The 16,635-nt window shown below is 70.1% G+C and carries 13 protein-coding genes; 4 read left to right on the forward strand and 9 right to left on the reverse strand.

Annotation, left to right across the window (positions count from 1 at the left end; translation table 11 throughout):
• The first annotated feature begins 43 nt into the window (after positions 1-43).
• From CEK65_RS00380 to CEK65_RS00395, 4 genes are read left to right on the forward strand one after another with little or no spacing between them, the layout of a single operon-like run.
• Positions 44-1,768: a penicillin-binding protein activator gene (locus tag CEK65_RS00380; protein ID WP_152180390.1), complete on the forward strand. Its 1,725-nt coding sequence runs from the start codon at positions 44-46 to the stop codon at positions 1,766-1,768.
• A complete protein-coding gene (locus CEK65_RS00385) occupies positions 1,758-2,126 on the forward strand; it encodes a YraN family protein (protein ID WP_152180391.1) in 369 nt (122 codons plus the stop codon). Before CEK65_RS00380 ends, CEK65_RS00385 begins: the two co-directional genes overlap by 11 nt.
• Before the next feature lies 1 nt (position 2,127).
• Positions 2,128-2,679: a metal-dependent hydrolase gene (locus CEK65_RS00390; RefSeq protein WP_152180392.1), complete on the forward strand. Its 552-nt coding sequence runs from the start codon at positions 2,128-2,130 to the stop codon at positions 2,677-2,679.
• Positions 2,676-4,061 (forward strand): FAD-linked oxidase C-terminal domain-containing protein, encoded by a 1,386-nt coding sequence (locus CEK65_RS00395; protein ID WP_152180393.1) that lies wholly within the window; start codon positions 2,676-2,678, stop codon positions 4,059-4,061. Before CEK65_RS00390 ends, CEK65_RS00395 begins: the two co-directional genes overlap by 4 nt.
• Positions 4,062-4,081: 20 nt before the next feature.
• On the opposite strand, the gene CEK65_RS21075 is transcribed toward CEK65_RS00395, so the two are convergent.
• The 9 genes from CEK65_RS21075 to CEK65_RS00440 all read right to left on the reverse strand — a co-directional run bounded on the left by CEK65_RS21075 (position 4,082) and on the right by CEK65_RS00440 (position 15,724).
• A complete protein-coding gene (locus CEK65_RS21075) occupies positions 4,082-5,056 on the reverse strand; it encodes a hypothetical protein (protein WP_226980418.1) in 975 nt (324 codons plus the stop codon).
• A 32-nt stretch (positions 5,057-5,088) separates the two neighbouring features.
• Positions 5,089-5,496 (reverse strand): hypothetical protein, encoded by a 408-nt coding sequence (locus tag CEK65_RS00405; RefSeq protein ID WP_152180394.1) that lies wholly within the window; start codon positions 5,494-5,496, stop codon positions 5,089-5,091.
• 387 nt (positions 5,497-5,883) lie between these two features.
• Positions 5,884-6,612 carry a response regulator gene (locus tag CEK65_RS00410; protein ID WP_152180395.1) on the reverse strand — a complete coding sequence of 243 codons (729 nt, stop codon included), beginning with the start codon at positions 6,610-6,612 and terminating at the stop codon, positions 5,884-5,886.
• Positions 6,602-9,280, reverse strand: a complete 2,679-nt coding sequence (locus tag CEK65_RS00415) for a sensor histidine kinase KdpD (protein WP_043093192.1) — start codon at positions 9,278-9,280, stop codon at positions 6,602-6,604. The genes CEK65_RS00410 and CEK65_RS00415 overlap by 11 nt, the downstream gene beginning before the upstream one ends.
• Before the next feature lie 66 nt (positions 9,281-9,346).
• Positions 9,347-9,943, reverse strand: coding sequence for a potassium-transporting ATPase subunit KdpC (kdpC, locus tag CEK65_RS00420; RefSeq protein WP_226980423.1), 597 nt, complete (start codon positions 9,941-9,943; stop codon positions 9,347-9,349).
• 72 nt (positions 9,944-10,015) lie between these two features.
• A complete protein-coding gene (gene kdpB, locus CEK65_RS00425; protein ID WP_152180397.1) occupies positions 10,016-12,085 on the reverse strand; it encodes a potassium-transporting ATPase subunit KdpB in 2,070 nt (689 codons plus the stop codon).
• A 10-nt stretch (positions 12,086-12,095) separates the two neighbouring features.
• Complete coding sequence (gene kdpA / locus CEK65_RS00430; RefSeq protein ID WP_152180398.1) at positions 12,096-13,814, reverse strand: potassium-transporting ATPase subunit KdpA; 1,719 nt, start codon at positions 13,812-13,814, stop codon at positions 12,096-12,098.
• Positions 13,815-13,830: 16 nt separating this feature from the next.
• Positions 13,831-13,923, reverse strand: a complete 93-nt coding sequence (locus CEK65_RS00435) for a potassium-transporting ATPase subunit F (protein ID WP_010341961.1) — start codon at positions 13,921-13,923, stop codon at positions 13,831-13,833.
• 292 nt (positions 13,924-14,215) lie between these two features.
• On the reverse strand, positions 14,216-15,724 hold the full coding sequence (locus CEK65_RS00440; protein WP_152180399.1) for an outer membrane beta-barrel protein: 1,509 nt from the start codon (positions 15,722-15,724) through the stop codon (positions 14,216-14,218).
• Positions 15,725-16,635 lie beyond the last annotated feature (911 nt).

Consider the following 16,635-nt stretch of genomic DNA (forward strand, 5'->3'; position numbering starts at 1 on the left):
TTTTCCCCGGCGCGCCCGGCGTGCCCAGCCGAATGGATCAGAAATGAACAAGCGATTCGCAAGGATTTCCGCCCTGTCGCTGCTGGCGCTGCTCGTCGCCGGCTGCGCCACCACCAGCGTGACGCCGAGCGCTTCGCCGGCCCAATCGGCGGCGCTGGCGCTGCTGGACCAGGGCAAGCCGAAGGACGCGGCGCAGCAGCTCGAGGCGCAGGCCGCCGGCGCCACCGGCAGCGCCCGCAACCAGTTGCTGGGCGACGCCGCCTTCGCCTGGTACGAGGCCGGCGATACCGCCCGCGCGCGCAGCCTGCTGGCGCAGGTGCAGCCGCGGCAGTTGCCGCCGCTGAGCAAGGTGCGGGTGGCGCTGGTCGAGGCCGAGCTGGCCCTGGCCGACCGCCAGCCGGCCAAGGCGCTGCAAGCGCTGGGCAGCGATCCGCAGGCGGTGCCGCAGAACCTGCGCGCGCGCTGGCATCTGGCCCGTGCACAGGCGCTGGAAGGCACCGGCGACGCCACCGCGGCGCTGGACGAGCGCGCCCGCGCCGACAACGGCCTCAGCGGCCAGGCGCGCAGCGACAACCAGCGCGCCATCGTGCGCCAGCTGGCCACGCTCAACGATGCCACCCTGCAGGCGCGCGCCGCCGCGCTGCCGGCCGGCGACCCGCTGTACAACTTCGTCGGCCGCGCGCTGCTGAGCCGCGGCCTGGCGCTGCCGCGTCCGTTCGACCGCGGCGAGCAGTGGGGCTTCGACACCAGCAAGCGGCCGCCGGCCGAACGCGACGGCTATCGCCCACCGGCCAAGCTGGCGGTGCTGCTGCCGCTGAGCGGCAGCCTGGCCACCGCGGCCGCGCCGGTGCGCGACGGTCTGCTTGCCGGCTACTACGGCGAAACCCGGCGGCGTCCTGCGATCGACTTCATTGACACCACCGGCACCCCGGCCGGGGCGCTGGCCGCCTATCAGAAGGCGGTCGACGGCGGCGCCGATTTCGTGGTCGGCCCGCTCGGCCGCGACGAGGTCACCGCGCTGTTCGGGCGCGACGCGTTGCCGGTGCCGGTGCTGGCGCTGAACCGCGGCACCCACGCGCCGCCGGGCGGCAGCGCCGGCTTCTCGCTGGCGCCGGAAGACGACGGCATCGCCGCCGCCGAGTACCTGCTGGCGCACGAACGCCGCAATACGCTGGTGATCGGCAGCAACGACGACACCGGCCGCCGTGCGGTGGCCGCGTTCCGCGACCGCTTCAGCGAGCGCGGCGGCAAGGTCGCCGGCAGCGTCAGCGTGGCCGACACCCCGGGCGACATCGGCGCGCAACTGCGCAACGCCGGCGCCGCCGACTCGGTGCTGCTGGCGGTGAAGGGCAACACCGCCCGCGCGCTGGCGCCGCAACTGGCGCTGGCCGGTTTCGCCGGCAAGACCCGGGTGGCGACCTCGCAGTTGGTGCTGGGCACCGGCAAGCCCGAGGACGACCTGGTGCTGGACGGCATCGTCTACCCGAGCGAACTGTGGAACGTGCGCGGCGTCGGCGGCCTGCCGGCGGCGGCCAGCGTGGCCGACATGCTGCCGACCGCGCGTGGCCCGGCCGGGCGCCTGTTCGCGTTCGGCTACGACGCCTGGCAGATCACCGCGTATCTGGAGAAGCTGGCGACCGGCAAGGACAGCGGCCTGCGCGGCGCCACCGGCGTGCTGCACCTGGACGGCTTCGGCAACATCGTGCGCACCCCGGCCTGGTCCACCTTCAGCGGCGGGCGCCCGACCCCGCTGCCCGATGGAAACTGAGCGGCGCCGACGCGGCAACGCGGTGGAAGCGGCGGCGCGCGCCGAACTGGAGCGCGCCGGCCTGCGCCTGATCGCCGCCAACGTCGCCTTCCGCGGCGGTGAGCTGGATCTGGTGATGCAGCAGGCGCAGAGCCTGGTGTTCGTCGAAGTACGCTACCGGCGCAGCGCCGCGTTCGGCGGCGGCGCGGCCTCGGTCGATCGGCGCAAGCGCCGCCGCCTGCTGCTGGCGGCGCAGCTGTTCCTGGCCGCGCATCCGCAGTACGCCAACTGGCCGTGCCGCTTCGACGTGGTCGAGGCCGAGGGCGATCCGCCGCGGCTGACCTGGCTGCGCGACGCCTTCCGCGCCGAGGATTGCTGAGGTGCCCAGCGTCTTCACCCACGCCGCGGTGCCGCTGGCGCTCTGGGCCGCCGCCGATCGCAGGCGCATCTCCACGCGCCTGCTCGGCGCCGGCATCGTCGCGGCGATGCTGCCCGACGCCGACGTGCTCGGCTTCGCCCTGCACATCCCCTACGCCGACGCCTTCGGCCATCGCGGCGCCAGCCACTCGCTGTTGTTCGCCGCGGCACTGGGCGCGCTCGGCGCGCTGCTGCACCGGCCCCTGCGCGCCGGCGCGCTGCAGGCGGCCGTCTGGCTGTTCGTCTGCACCGCCTCGCATCCGCTGCTCGATGCGATGACCTCCGGCGGCCTCGGCGTGGCCCTGGGGTGGCCGTGGAGCGAACAGCGCTGGTTCGCGCCATGGCGGCCGATCCGGGTCTCGCCGTTCGCCAACGGTTTCTTCAGCGCGCGCGGCATGGCCACGCTGTGGTCCGAACTACGCTGGGTGTGGCTGCCGCTGGCGCTGGCGGTGCTCACCTGGAAACTGCTGCAGCCGCCCTCGCCCTCCACTTCGTCGTCGCCACCTTCGCCATGACCACCGCCTTGCCCACCGCGCTCACCGACACCCTTTCCGCCCTGCTCGGCACCGAAGGCTGGCGCACCGATGCCGACAGCCGCCGCAGCTATGGCGAGGACGATTCGCGGCGCTGGGCGCTGGCCGATGCGGTGGCGCTGCCGCAGACCCATGAGCAGGTGCAGGCGATCGTGCGCGCCTGCCGTGCGCACCGCGTGCCGCTGGTGGCGCGCGGCGCCGGCACCGGCACCGCCGGCGCCGCGGTACCGTTCTCCGGCGGCGTGGTGCTGTCGTTCGCGCGCATGAACCGCATCGTGCAGCTGCGCCCGGCCGACCGCTGCGCGGTGGTCGAACCCGGCGTGCTCAACGGCGACCTGCAGCAGGCGCTGGCGCCGCACGGGCTGTTCTGGCCGCCGGACCCGTCCAGTGCGGAGATCTGCAGCGTCGGCGGCAACCTGTCGACCAATGCCGGCGGACCGCGCGCGGTGAAGTACGGCGCCACCCGCGACAACGTGCTCGGCCTGGTCGCGGTGACCGGCAGCGGCGAGCTGATCCGCTGTGGCGGCGCCTACACCAAGGACGCCACCGGCTACGACCTGACCCACCTGCTGGTCGGCAGCGAAGGCACCCTGGCGCTGATCGTGGAAGCGACGCTGAAGCTGTCGCCGCGGCCGCTGGCGCAGGCCGGCCTGCGCGCGCTGTACCGCGACGCCGCCGCCGCCGCGGCGGCGGTGTCGCGGCTGATGGCGCAGCCGAGCACGCCGACCATGCTCGAGTTCATGGACCGCAGCGCGATCGCGCTGCTGCGCCGCAATGGCAGCGACGTGCCCGAGGCCGGCGCGATGCTGCTGATCGAGGCCGACGGCGACCACGACACCCTGCCCTACACGCTGCAGGCGTTGGGTGCGGCAGCCGAGGGCGAGGGCCTGCTGACGCTGGACGTGGCCGCCGACGGCAGCGCGCGCGACCGCCTGTGGGCCGCGCGCCGCGCACTGTCGCCGGCGCTGCGCACGATCCGCCCGGGCAAGATCAACGAAGACGTGGTGGTGCCGGTGTCGCGCATCCCTGAGCTGGTGGCCGGCGTGGAAGCGCTGGCCGCCGAGTTCGACCTGCCGATCGTGGCCTTCGGCCATGCCGGCAACGGCAACCTGCACGTCAACATCATGTACGCGCCCGACGACGCCGCCGAAACCGCGCGCGCGCAGGCGGCGCTGCCGCGACTGTTCGCACTGGTGCTGTCGCTGGAAGGCACGCTGTCCGGCGAACACGGCATCGGCGTGGCCAAGCGCGACTACATGGACCAGGCCTTCGACGCGGCCACGCTGGATGCGATGCGCGCGATCAAGCGCGCACTGGATCCGGATGGGATCCTCAATCCGGGTAAGGTGTTGCCGCCGGGATGAGGGACTCCCCAAACGCCACTTCAGCGTGATGGCACATTCGGCGCTTGGGCATGGATCGCGGCGTCCTGATGCTGCCCGTCCTGTTGTGCGGCTTGTTGCAAGGCGTCGGACATCGAAGGCGCAGCCGCGCCCAAGTCGATTTGGACGCGGGTCCCAGGCGGAAACGATGCGGCCACCCATGCCTGATCGTCCTTCATGAAGACCTGCGCATCGTTCTCGCGAATCCCTTCGGCCTTTGCCAGGACCGACGCGTGCAGCACGTGCGCATCGGAGACAGACGCCGGAAACCGCTCACGCAAGGTCGAATACATGGAATAGACGGCATGTCCTTGCGGAACCGCGTCGACCTCGGAAGGCTGCGGCGTGCCGGGTCGACGCAGCGTGGGAGCGATGGCCCGATCGTAATAGTCACCGTAGTATTGCTCATAGGTCGAATGGGGACTGACCGATGGCTGTTCCGTCTTGAACACCTGACCGATCTGGTTGAGCGCGGCATCCCGCCCTAGCCGACCGGCCAGGTACTGATCCGCGATTGCCGCGTACTGTCTAGGCCGATCTCCACTGCCGGAGATGCCGATATCGGCTCCACCACGAGCGAGGATTTCCTGTCTGACCTTGGCATTGCTCAACGTCGCAGCGGCCTCGCCACGCAGCATGCTGGCGACATAGGTCTCCCGCGACGACTTATCGGGTATCTCGGTAAATCGATGATGGCCTATTTCGTGAGAAATCGACCTTGCGATTCGCCCACCATGTCCCATCGCGTTTTCATCGATGACGATGGCACGACCAGGATCCACATAGGTTCCACCTCCTGCCCTTCCCCAGATCACCTCGATGCGGTCGTGACGCAACTGCGCCAATCCGCTTCGCAACGTCGGCGACTCCTCCAGGAATGACTGCAGCGAAGGATCCTGCAGCGGTGTAGCCGGGCGCGGCGGAGAGGAATTTGGCGACGCCTGCGAAGCGCCGGGTTCCGACATCGACTCGACCATGCTGCAACTCCTTTGCCAAAGGCATACAGTTCTTAGTTCTTCCGAATCGTCATCTGGATCAGATGCTTCTCGTCGGCAGAAAGACCCAGGATCACGCGGGTGTCCGGTGCGGCGTCAACGGACCAGTAAGCTGCCGAATCGACTGCATCGGGCCGAGGCGGATACAACGTCGCGTTCGGCCATGGCGCGCTTTCAAGCGGCACTCCCGGCAAAGGGAAACGCAGCAGCAACGTGGCATGCGACGCATCGTCTTTCGCGCTACGCAATTCAATGTCGCTGACGGGTATCCCGCCAAGCGAGCCACTGTCGCTGGTGCGCACGTCGAAACCATCCCCCGCCTGTACGGCACCGAGGCTAGTCTGTAGCTGTGCGTTGATTGCTGCAATGTCGTCGAATCGCGTATCGACCAGACGATCCACCACCCGCTTGATGCGTTCCATCGGACTCTCCTTGCTCTCTGAGGCGGATACGGCTGGCGCCACGCTGCGAGCGCGATCTAGCTGGGCATCGCGGGTGCACGCCGCAAAGATCAGGCAAGACATCGAGATGCTCAACCATCGCCATCGATGCCCGTGGCGCCGCACAACGGGGATGGCTCGCGTCCAGCAACTCATGGCCCTAACATGCATGTGTCCGGCCCGGCTCCTACGATGCCGCGGAATTTATTCAAATCCACCCGCTTGCACAAGACGGCGCCTTCGGCGCGTCGCTACGACGCGCATGGCGAGCAAGACGGCCTACTCGGACCAGACCAGGATCAAACCCCGTTTCCACAGCGAGTACGTCCGGTGCCGACCATGCGTGATCGATGCGTCCACTCGCTTGAATCAGCTACAGCGTTCGTTCACGCCGATGAAACGCAGCCCCACGCCCGGCTCGGTGGCGATGTAACGCGGGGCCACGGCGCTGTCGCCGAGTTTCTGCCGCAGCTTGCCGACCAGGATGCGCAGGTAGTGGGTGTCGTCCTGGTGGGTGGGGCCCCATAGTTCGCGCAGCAGTTGCGGCTGCGTCACCACGCGGCCGCTGTGTCGCAGCAGCAGGGCGAGCAGCGCGTACTCCTTGCGACTGAGCGGCAACGCTTCGCCTTCAAGACGCACTTCGCGAAGCCCCAGGTGGATGTGCAGGTGGCCGTCGTCGAACACCGGCTCGGCCTCGCCGGCCACCGGCTGCATGCGCAGCAGCACGCGGATGCGCGCCATCAGTTCCTGCACGCCGAACGGCTTGGTCACGTAGTCGTTGGCGCCGGCGTCCAGCGCCTGCACCTTCTCGTCCTCGCCGGCGCGCACGGTCAGCATGATCACCGGCACCGACGACCATTGCCGCAGTTCGCGCAGCACGCTGTGCCCATCCTGGTCGGGCAGGCCGATGTCCAGCACCACCAGTTCGGCGCCGTGCGCGGCCAGTTGCGCCAGGCCGGCGGCGCCGGTGTCGGCCTGCAGCACGCGGTAACCCTGCGCGCGCAGGCTGATGTCGAGGAACCGGCGGATCTGCGGCTCGTCGTCGATGACCAGCACGCGCGGCGGCGGAATCGGATCGGCGTGGGACTCAGTCGGCATCGGGGCGGGACGGCGGCGCGGCGGGTTCGATGAGCGGCAGGGTAATGCGGATCGTGGTGCCGCGGCCATCGGGGCCCGGCAATGCCTCGACGCTGCCACCGTGCGCGCCGATCATGCCCTGGCAGATGGTCAGGCCCAGGCCGGTGCCATGGCGGCCGCGGTCGCCGCGCTCGACGCTGTAGAACATGTCGAAGATGCGCGCGCGCTCGTCCTCGGGAATGCCCGGGCCGCGGTCGCTGATGTCGATGCGCAGGCGGCCCTCGACCATGCCCGCGGCCACCCGGATCGCCGCATCCGCCGGCGAGAACTTGGCCGCGTTCTCCAGCACGTTGAAGATCGCCTGCTCGACCAGCGCCGGGTGCACCCACAGCGTCGGCAGCTCGGCGGCCAGGGCGATGTCCAGGCGCACCTGCGGCTGGTAGCGCTGCAGGCGCCGCGCGGCCGAGCCGATCAGTTCGTCCACGCCGATCCAGTCGCGGTTCAATGTCAGCCCGGTGTGACCGAGCCGGGTCATGTCCAGCAGGTTCTGGATGTAGCGGTCCAGGCGTTCGCCTTCCATCTGGATGGTGTCGAGCAGGCTGCGGCGGTCCTCCGCGTCCATCGCCTTGCCGTAGCTGGACAGGCTGCTGGCCGCGCCGATCATCGCCGCCAGCGGCGAGCGCAGGTCGTGCGAGACCGAGGACAGCAGGGCCGAGCGCAGCCGCTCGGTCTCGCCGCTGACACGGGCGCTCTCCAGGTCGGCGACCAGCCGCGTGCGCAGCGCGGCCTGGCCGATGTCCTCCACCATCGCCTCGGCCAGGCGCTGCTGCTCCAGGCCCGGGCGCTGCACGCCGGCGCCGAAGCGCAAGCCGACCACGCCGATGGTGCCGCGCTCGTGGCGCACCGGCAGGAACCACCAGCTCGCGCCGGCCAGCGTATCGGTGAAGCGACCGGTGGCCTGGCCGTGGCGCTGCGCCCAGTCGGCGGCGCTGCGGTCCACCGCGGCCATCGTCGGCGCGTAGTCGTCGGCGCCGTCATGCGCGCGCTCCAGCGGCTGCAGGCGCAGCCAGGCCTCGGCGTCGAGCGTGCCGGCGAGCGCGCGGCGCCCGGCCTCCAACACCTGGCCGAGGTCGGCAGCGCTGGTCAGTTCGCGGCCCAGCCGCTGCAGCGCGGTGGTCTGCGCGTTGACCGCGCGCAGCGCCAGCACCTGCATGCGCAGGCGCGAGGCCAGGCGCCCGGCGACCAGGGCGGCGACCAGGAACAGCAGCACCGTGACCACGCCCTGGCGCGCGCCGATCTGGAAGGTGAAGCGCGGTTCGATGAAGAAGAAGTTGTAGCTGAAGAAGCTCAGCAGCGCCGCCAGCACCGCCGCGGTCATCCGCGTCTTCGATGCCACCATCACCACCGCGACAATGAACACCATCGACAGGTCGTCGATGCCGACCCAACTTTCGGCGATCCAGGCGACCACCACCGCCAGCGCCGAGGCCACCGTGGCGAACAGCAGGTCGTCGCGCGACAGCCAGTGCGCGGGGCTGCGCCAGCGCCGCCGCGCCCGCGCGCGCGCTTCCGGCGAACTGATGATCACCAGTTCGTAGTGCGCGCCGCGTTGCAGCAGCTGCTGGGTCAGCGTGCGGTTGATCATGCGCGCCAGCGGGCGCTCGCGGGTGCGGCCCAGCACCAGCGTGGACACGCCGCTGCGCGCGGCATGGTCGAGCAAGGCATCGGCGACGTTGGCGCCGTGCAGCAGCGCGGCCTCGCCGCCCAGCCGGCGCGCCAGCGCGAAGGCGCGGTCGATCTCCAGTTGCCAGTCGGCATCCGGCTGCGCCTGGGTCTGCACGGTGACCACCGTCCACGGCGCGCCGCGGCGCTCGGCCAGGCGCCGCGCTACGCGCACCAGGTAGTCGGACTGGCCGCGCCCGTCGATCGCCACCATCACCGTGCGCCGCAGCGCCACGCTGGTGCGGCCCTGCGCGGCCTGCACGTCGCGCAGATCGTTGTCGACGCGGTCGGCGGCGGTCTGCATCGCCAGCTCGCGCAGCGCGGCCAGGTTCGACGGCGAGAAGAAGGCCTGCAGCGCCTGCCCGGCCTGCTCGGGCAGGTAGACCTTGCCCTGCTGCAGGCGCTCGATCAGTTCACGTGGCGGCAGGTCGACCAGCACGATGTCGCGCAGGCGGTCGAAGATCGCATCGGGCACGGTCTCGCTGACGCGCACGCCGGTGATGCGGTGGACCACGTCGTTGAGGCTTTCCAGGTGCTGGATGTTGACCGTGCTGTAGACGTCGATGCCGGCGTCGAGCAGTTCCTGTACGTCCTGCCAGCGCCGCTCGTGGCGGCTGCCCGGCGCGTTGCGATGGGCCAACTCGTCCACCAGCACCAGCGGCGGGCGCAGCGCCAGCAGCGCATCCAGGTCCATCTCGTCCAGGGTGCGGCCGCGGTACTCCAGCCGCCGCCGCGGCTGCACGGTGAGACCCTCCAGCAGCGCCGCGGTCTCGGCGCGGCCGTGGGTCTCGACCACGCCGACCACCAGGTTGCTGCCCTGCTGCTGCAACTGCCGCGCACGCGACAGCATCGCGTAGGTCTTGCCGACCCCCGGCGCCGCGCCGAGGAACACGGTCAGGCGCCCGCCGCGCTCGCGCTGCAGTTCGCCGATCAGGGCGTCGGCCTGTTGGGTGCGGGGGTCGGGCATTGAAGGGCCGGGATTGGGGATTCGGAATTGGGGATTCGCGAAGCGTACAGCCTCGGGCCATCCGCCCTACTGCTTTTGCTCCTTCCCATTCCCGATTCCCGTTTCCCCATTCCCAGCCGCGTCCAAGGCCAGATTCAGCGCCAGCACGTTCACCCGCGGCTCCCCCAGCACGCCGAACTGGCGCGGCTGGGTCTGCGCGGCGACCAAGGCGGCGACGGTCTGCGGCGGCAGGCCGCGCGCCGCGGCGACGCGCGCCACTTGGATGTGCGCCGCTTCCACACTGATGTCCGGGTCCATGCCGCTGCCGGACTGGGTGATCAGATCGTCCGGCACCTGCGCCGGGTCGATGCCTTCGCGCGCGGCCACCGCCTGGCGGGTGGCGTCCAGGCGCTTGCGCAGGTCGGGGTTGCTGCGCGCCTGGTTGCTGCCGGCCGCCGACATCGGGTCGTACTTCGCGCCGGACGGACGCGGCTGGAAATAGCCGGCGGCGGCGAACGGCTGCGCCACCAGCGCCGAGCCGACCACGCGGCCATCGTGGCTGCGCAGGCTGCCGTTGGCCTGCTCGGGGAACAGCGCGCCGGCCAGCACGGTGGCCAGCAACGAGTACAGCGCCGCGGACGCGAGCACCAGCAGCGGCAACACCAGCACCGCGCGCCAGCGCATCGGTTCGCGAAGGGAAACGGAAGACACGGTCATGGAGGTAATTCCGAAGGAGCGTGAGAATCGGCGCTGGGGTCAGCCCAGCGCCACCAGCAGCAGGTCGATGGCCTTGATCCCGACGAACGGCAGCAGCACGCCGCCCACACCGTAGATCAGCATGTTCCGGCGCAGCAGCGAGGTCGCCGAGGACGGGGTGAAGCGCACGCCGCGCAGCGCCAGCGGGATCAGTGCCGGGATCACCAGCGCATTGAAGATCAGCGCGGCGAGCACCGCGTTGGTCGGGCTGGACAGGCGCATCACGTTCAGCGCGGCCATCTGCGGGATCGAGGCGGCGAACAGCGCCGGCAGGATCGCGAAGTACTTGGACACGTCGTTGGCCAGCGAGAAGGTGGTCAGCGCGCCGCGGGTGATCAGCTGCTGCTTGCCCACTTCCACCACCGCCAGCAGCTTGGCCGGATCCGAATCCAGATCGACCATGTTGCCGGCCTCCTTGGCCGCCTGAGTGCCGGAGTTCATCGCCAGGCCGACGTCGGCCTGGGCCAGCGCCGGCGCGTCGTTGGTGCCGTCGCCGACCATCGCCACCAGGCGTCCGCCGGCCTGCTCCTGGCGGATGCGCGCCAGCTTGTCCTCGGGCGTGGCCTCGGCGATGTAGTCGTCGACGCCGGCCTCGGCGGCGATGGCCGCGGCGGTCAGCGGGTTGTCGCCGGTGATCATCACCGTCTTGACGCCCATCGCGCGCAGCCGCGCGAACTTCTCGCGCACGCCGTGCTTGACCACGTCCGACAGCTCGACCACGCCCAGCACGTGCCGGCCCTCGGCCACCACCAGCGGCGTGGCGCCGCTGCGCGCGACCTGCTCGACGCGGCTCTTCAGCTCCGCCGGCACCTGCCCGCCCAGCGCGGTGACGTGGCGGATCAACGCATCGGCGGCGCCCTTGCGGATCGACCGCGGCGGCTGCATGCCGTTGGCCGGGAGGTCGACGCCGGACATGCGGGTCTGCGCGGTGAAGGCGACGAACTCGGCGCCCGCCGGATCGGCCGGCGGCAGGCCCTGCTCGCGCGCCAGGCGCACGATCGACTTGCCTTCCGGGGTCGGGTCGGCCAGCGACGACAGCATCGCCGCCTCGCGCAGCTGCGCCACGTCCACGCCGCTCAGCGCATGGAACACGGTGGCCTGGCGGTCGCCGTGGGTGATGGTGCCGGTCTTGTCCAGCAGCAGCACGTCGACGTCGCCGGCCACTTCCACCGCCTTGCCCGACTTGGCCAGCACGTTGGCCGACAGCGCGCGGTTCATGCCGGCGATGCCGATCGCCGGCAGCAACCCGCCGATGGTGGTCGGGATCAGGCACACCAGCAGCGCGATCAGCAGCAGCGGATCCACGTGCACGCCGACGAAGCCGGCGATCGCCGGCAGCGAGGCGACCACGATCAGGAAGGTCAGGGTCATCGCCGCCAGCAGCATGGTCAGCGCGATCTCGTTCGGCGTCTTCTGCCGGTTGGCGCCTTCCACCAGCGCGATCATCCGGTCCAGGAAGCTGTGGCCCGGCTCGGCGGTGACCTTCACCAGGATCTCGTCGGACAGCACCTTGGTGCCGCCGATGACGCCGGAGCGGTCGGTGCCGGCCTCGCGCAGCACCGGCGCCGATTCGCCGGTGACCGCAGCTTCGTTGATCGTGGCCAGGCCGTGCACGATCTCGCCATCGGCCGGGATCAGCTCGCCGGCCGAGACCACCACCAGGTCGCCCGGGCGCAGTTCGGCGGCGGGCACGCTGGTTTCGCCGTCCAGCCGTGCGCTGGCGACCCGGCGCGCCACCAGATCCTTGCGTGCGCGCCGCAGCGACGCAGCCTGGCCGCGGCCGCGCGCCTCGGCCACCGCCTCGGCGAAGTTGCCGAACAGCACGGTGACCAGCAGGATCGCGGTCACCGCCCAGCCGAAGCCGGCCGGGCCCTGGCCGGACACGGTGATCAGCGCCGACAGCAGCGTGCCGGCGAACACCACGGCCATCACCGGGCTGCCCAGCAGGTGCCGCGGCGACAGCTTCAGCACGCTGTCGCGCAAGGCTGCGCGCAGCGCCGCGGCATCGAACAGCCCAGGCCGGCGCGCCGGCGAAGAAGCCACGGAAGTAGAAGGAAGCGGGGTGCTCATCGTCGTCGTCTCAGTGCGCGGCCAGGGTCAGGTGATCGGCGATCGGTCCCAACACCAAAGCCGGCGTGAATTGCAGAACGGTCAGGATCGCGATGACCGCGATCAGGGTCAGCGCGAAGGTCGGGGTTTCCACCTGCAGGCTGCCGCCGGTTTCCGGCGCCACCCGCTTGCGCGCCAGTTGCGCGGCCACGATCAGCGGCACGATCAGCGCCGGATAGCGGCCCAGCAGCAGCACCACGGTGCAGCTCAGGTTCCACCATGGAATGCCGTCGCCCAGCCCCTCGAAACCGGAGCCGTTGTTGGCGAACGCCGAGGTGTACTCGTAGAACACCTGGCTGATGCCGTGGAAGCCCGGATTGGAAGTCGCCGAGATCGAGGCCGGCAGCGCCAGGGTGACCGCGGTGAAGCCGAGCAGCACCAGCGGCTGCAGCAGGATCAGCAGCGCCAGCAGGCGCACTTCCGGTGCCTCGATCTTGCGTCCGAACAGTTCCGGGGTGCGCCCGGTCATCAGGCCGGCCAGGAACACGCTCAGCAGCAGGTACACCAGGAACTGCTGCAGGCCGCAACCGATACCGCCCCAGATCGCGTTGATCAGCATGTTGATCATCGCCACGCCACCGGTCAGCGGCGCCAGCGAATCGTGCATGGCGTTGACCGAGCCGTTGGAGGTCTGCGTGGTCAGCGACGACCAGGCCGCCGAGGCATCGACGCCGAAGCGCACCTCCTTGCCCTCCATCAGCGCGGCACTGCCGGGCGCGTGGCCTTCGGCCCACAGCGACACCGCGGTGGACGCCAGCGACATCACCAGCATGCTGCCGAACACCAGCGCAGTGAACTTGCGGCGCCCGGTGAACGGGCCGACCATGAACGCCACCGCCACCGGGATCAGCACGATGCCCAACATCTCCAGCAGGTTGGAGAACGGCGTGGGATTTTCCAGCGCCATCGCGCTGTTGGGGCCGTACCAGCCGCCGCCGTTGGTGCCGAGCTGTTTGATCGCCACCATCGCCGCGACCGGGCCGAGCGGGATCTTCTGTGTCTGCTGGCCGGCGCTGGCGTCCAGCGGCGTGGCGACCGGACCGGCCGCCAGCGTCGAAGGCACGCCCTGCTGGGTCAGCAGCAGCGTCCACAGCAGGCACAGCGGCAGCAGGAAGCGCAGGGTCGGACGGATCACGTCGGCCCAGTAGTTGCCGAGGTCGACCTCCTGCGCCGTCTCGCCGCCACTCGCGGCCGCCTTGCGCGCCGCATCCTGGCCACGCCCACCGAACAGGCCGCGCAGCGTCGCCGCCACCAGCGCCAGGCCCATCATCGGCGTGATGAACTGCAGGCCGACCACGCCCACCGCTTGCGACAGGTACGACAGCTGCGCCTGGCCCGAGTAGTGCTGCTGATTGGTGTTGGTCAGAAACGAGACCATGGTGTGCAAGGCCACGTCCCAGCGCATGTTGGGCACCGCATCCGGATTGAACGGCAGCCAGGCCTGGGTCACGAACAGCACGAACACCAGCACGCCCAGTACCAGGTTGCTGGCCAGGAACGCGCCGGCATAGGCGCGCCAGTGCATGCCGCGCGCCGGGTCGGTGCCGAGCAGGCGGTACAGCGGGCGTTCGATCCAGCCGAACAGCGCGTCGCCGCGCATCGGCGCCCCCCGCATCACCTTGGCCAGGTACAGGCCCAGCGGCCATCCCAGCAGCAGCGCGAGCGCATAGACAAGCAATGTATCGATCATGGAAGTGGCACTCGGCTCAGAAATCTTCGGGGCGCAGGATCACGTACAGCAGGTAACCGGCCGCGACGATCACCGCCACGCCGCAAACGAACGAAAGCCAACCGCTCATGGTCTCAACTCCGAAACAAAGGGACGGCCCGCCGCACGGCAGGCCGCAATCGCGTGGGAACACCGCCGGACGCGGCCTGCGCACGGAGGCAGAAGGGAAGCGCAACATGGCCACGCACGCCGGGTCGGACAGGCCTTCTGGCCCAGGCCGGCATTATCGAAGCCGCCGCCATAAACTCTCCGTGGCGAAGGCGCGCGGCACGCATAAATTCTGCGTAAAACCGCGCGACGCAGGCGCGTGCGCCACGTCTGCCGGCGCCGCGCCGCCGCCTGCACGGCAGCGCGCGACGACCTCAGTAATGCAGGATCGCGTCGATCAGCGCCGTCGCCTGATGGTTGCGGCGCCCGCCGTCGTAGGCGGGGAAATCGTAGGCGTGCTCGTAGCGCAGCTCCGGGCGGATCTCCAGGTCCTGCGACACCCAGTGGGTGAGGCCGATGGTGTGGCTGGAATAGCGCGTGGCGAAACCGGTGCGCTGGCCTTCATGATCGTTCACGAACTCGTTGCGGATCGCCAGCATGTCCGACGCGCCGAGCTGGATGTTGACGTAGTTGACGATGGCGTCGGCGCTGCTGCGCCCCAGCGGGAAGTCCGGCGCCTCGCCCAGCGCATAGCCCGGGCGTCCGGTCGGCGCGTGCGACTGCGACGGATCGGTGGCCAGCGCCTGGTCGCGCACATAGATATGGTAGGCCTCGGTGAGCATGTGCACCTTCGGCGAGAAGCGGTGGCCCCAGGTGAGCACGAACTCCTGCAGGTTGTTGTAGGTCTGCGCGGCGTTGTTGTACGACTCCACGCACGGATACAGCATGTCGTCGTTGCTCTTGGAGACCCAGCGCAGGCAGGCCTGCGCGCTCAGGCGGCTGGTCGCGTCCCAGATCGCCGAATCGTCGCCGCCGTGCACGCCGAGCTGCAGCGTCCACTGGTCGTTGAGCTTGGTGGTAGTGAGGATGCCCATGTTGGTATAGGCGTCGACCGTGTACAGGATCGAATGGGTCAGCAGGTAGTTGTTCGGCGAGAACTGCGCCTCGATGTCCGGCAGCGACAGATAGCGGCCGACCGTGACCAGCATGCCCTGCGCCACCGATGGCAGGTACAGGTCCACGTGCGCGATCATCGGATCGTTGCCGTAGATCTTGCCGTTGAGTGCGCTATTGGACTGCGGATGATGCAGCAACTGGTCGCTGGTGACGCCCTTCATCGTGGTGTAGTGGTAGTCGTAGCCGTACAGGTCGTCGAGGTGGAAGCCCCAGTCGACATGGTCGGTCTGCACCGTGTCCGGCACGCGCTGCAGGCGGATCAGCGCCTGGTTGAACTCGCCGCGGTTGGGCCGCGTGGAGTAGGACAGCGGATAGTTGCTGCGCGAGGACGTGCTGGCGTTGAGCGAGGGATTGATCCAGCCGTACAGCTCGATGCGGTTGCGCTGCATCCACTGCCCCACGCGCGTGCAGGCCAGCGCCTTCTCGACCGGGTACTGCGCGTTCTCGTTGGGCACGCCGACCGGGTAGTCCACCGCGCCGAGCTGCCATTCGGCCGACGGGAACGGCGGCGAGGAGAACGGCGACGCCAGGCCGCGGTGCGCCGGCGTCGGCGCATCGGGATCGGCCGGTTGCGCATCCTCGCGATAGGCCGAGGCCAGGCGCGAGAAGAAGCCATTGGAACAATCGGCGCTGCGCGCCAGCGGCGCAGTATCGGCGTCCGACGCCGGCATCGCCTCCGCCACGGGCGCAGCCAGGCCCGCGGCGGCGGCATCGCCGGCGCACAGCACGGCCAGGGACAGGAACAAGGGATGGAGCTTCATGGACATCGCGACGTCGGCTCGCAACGAGCCGTCCTTCGTTGGGTGGAGGGAGGCAACGACGGCGCACCGCCTCACGCGCGCGCGCCATCGCAGGCGATGCGCCGGGTGGCGCATCGCGGGGAGGGAGTTGGAATGCAGCGCCGCGGTGGCGGCGGCGTTATGTCGTCAACGCGCGTGCAGCGAACGCGCGCGGCCGTGTGGCGGCGGATGCTGCAGCGCGCTGCGGCAGCCATGGTGGTGTCGCGGCGCACGCGGCATGGCCGCCACGCGGACGCGGACGGCATGCCGTTGCGTCTGCGGCACGCGGCGCCTGCAGGCGATCGGTGCGGCCTGCGACACGCTCAAGATTGCAGCCATCGATTCCACGCGAGCATCCCCGTCGTCAGCGCGGAAAGTATAGGAATCGCCGAATATCTTCGTTGCAAAGCGCAGGTGGGTTCGAATAAAAGCTGCGTAAATTCGTGTGCTGTGCTGGCGTGGTGTGCGCGCTATGTGGCGATGCGTGGTGCCGTACCCTCATCCGCCCCTGCGGGGCACCTTCTCCCGGTGGGAGAAGGGAGAAGCTCAAAGCCCCTCTCCCATCGGGAGAGGGGTTGGGGTGAGGGTGAGGGTGAGGGTGCGGCAAGCGAAGCGTTGCGCTGATCCAACTGCACGAGGCTGCGCCCGTACCCTCATCCGCCCCTGCGGGGCACCTTCTCCCGGTGGGAGAAGGGAGAAGCTAAAGCCCCTCTCCCGCCGGGAGAGGGGTTGGGGTGAGGGTCCGGCGCGAAGCGCTGCGCTGATCCAACTGCACGAGGCTTCGCCCGTACCCTCATCCGCCCCTGCGGGGCACCTTCTCCCGATGGGAGAAGGGAGAAGCTAAAGCCCCTCTCCCGCCGGGAGAGGGGTTGGGGTGAGGGTCCGACGCGCGAAGCGCT

The sequence above is a fragment of the Xanthomonas sp. LMG 12459 genome (assembly GCF_009192905.1).
Taxonomy (GTDB): domain Bacteria; phylum Pseudomonadota; class Gammaproteobacteria; order Xanthomonadales; family Xanthomonadaceae; genus Xanthomonas_A; species Xanthomonas_A sontii.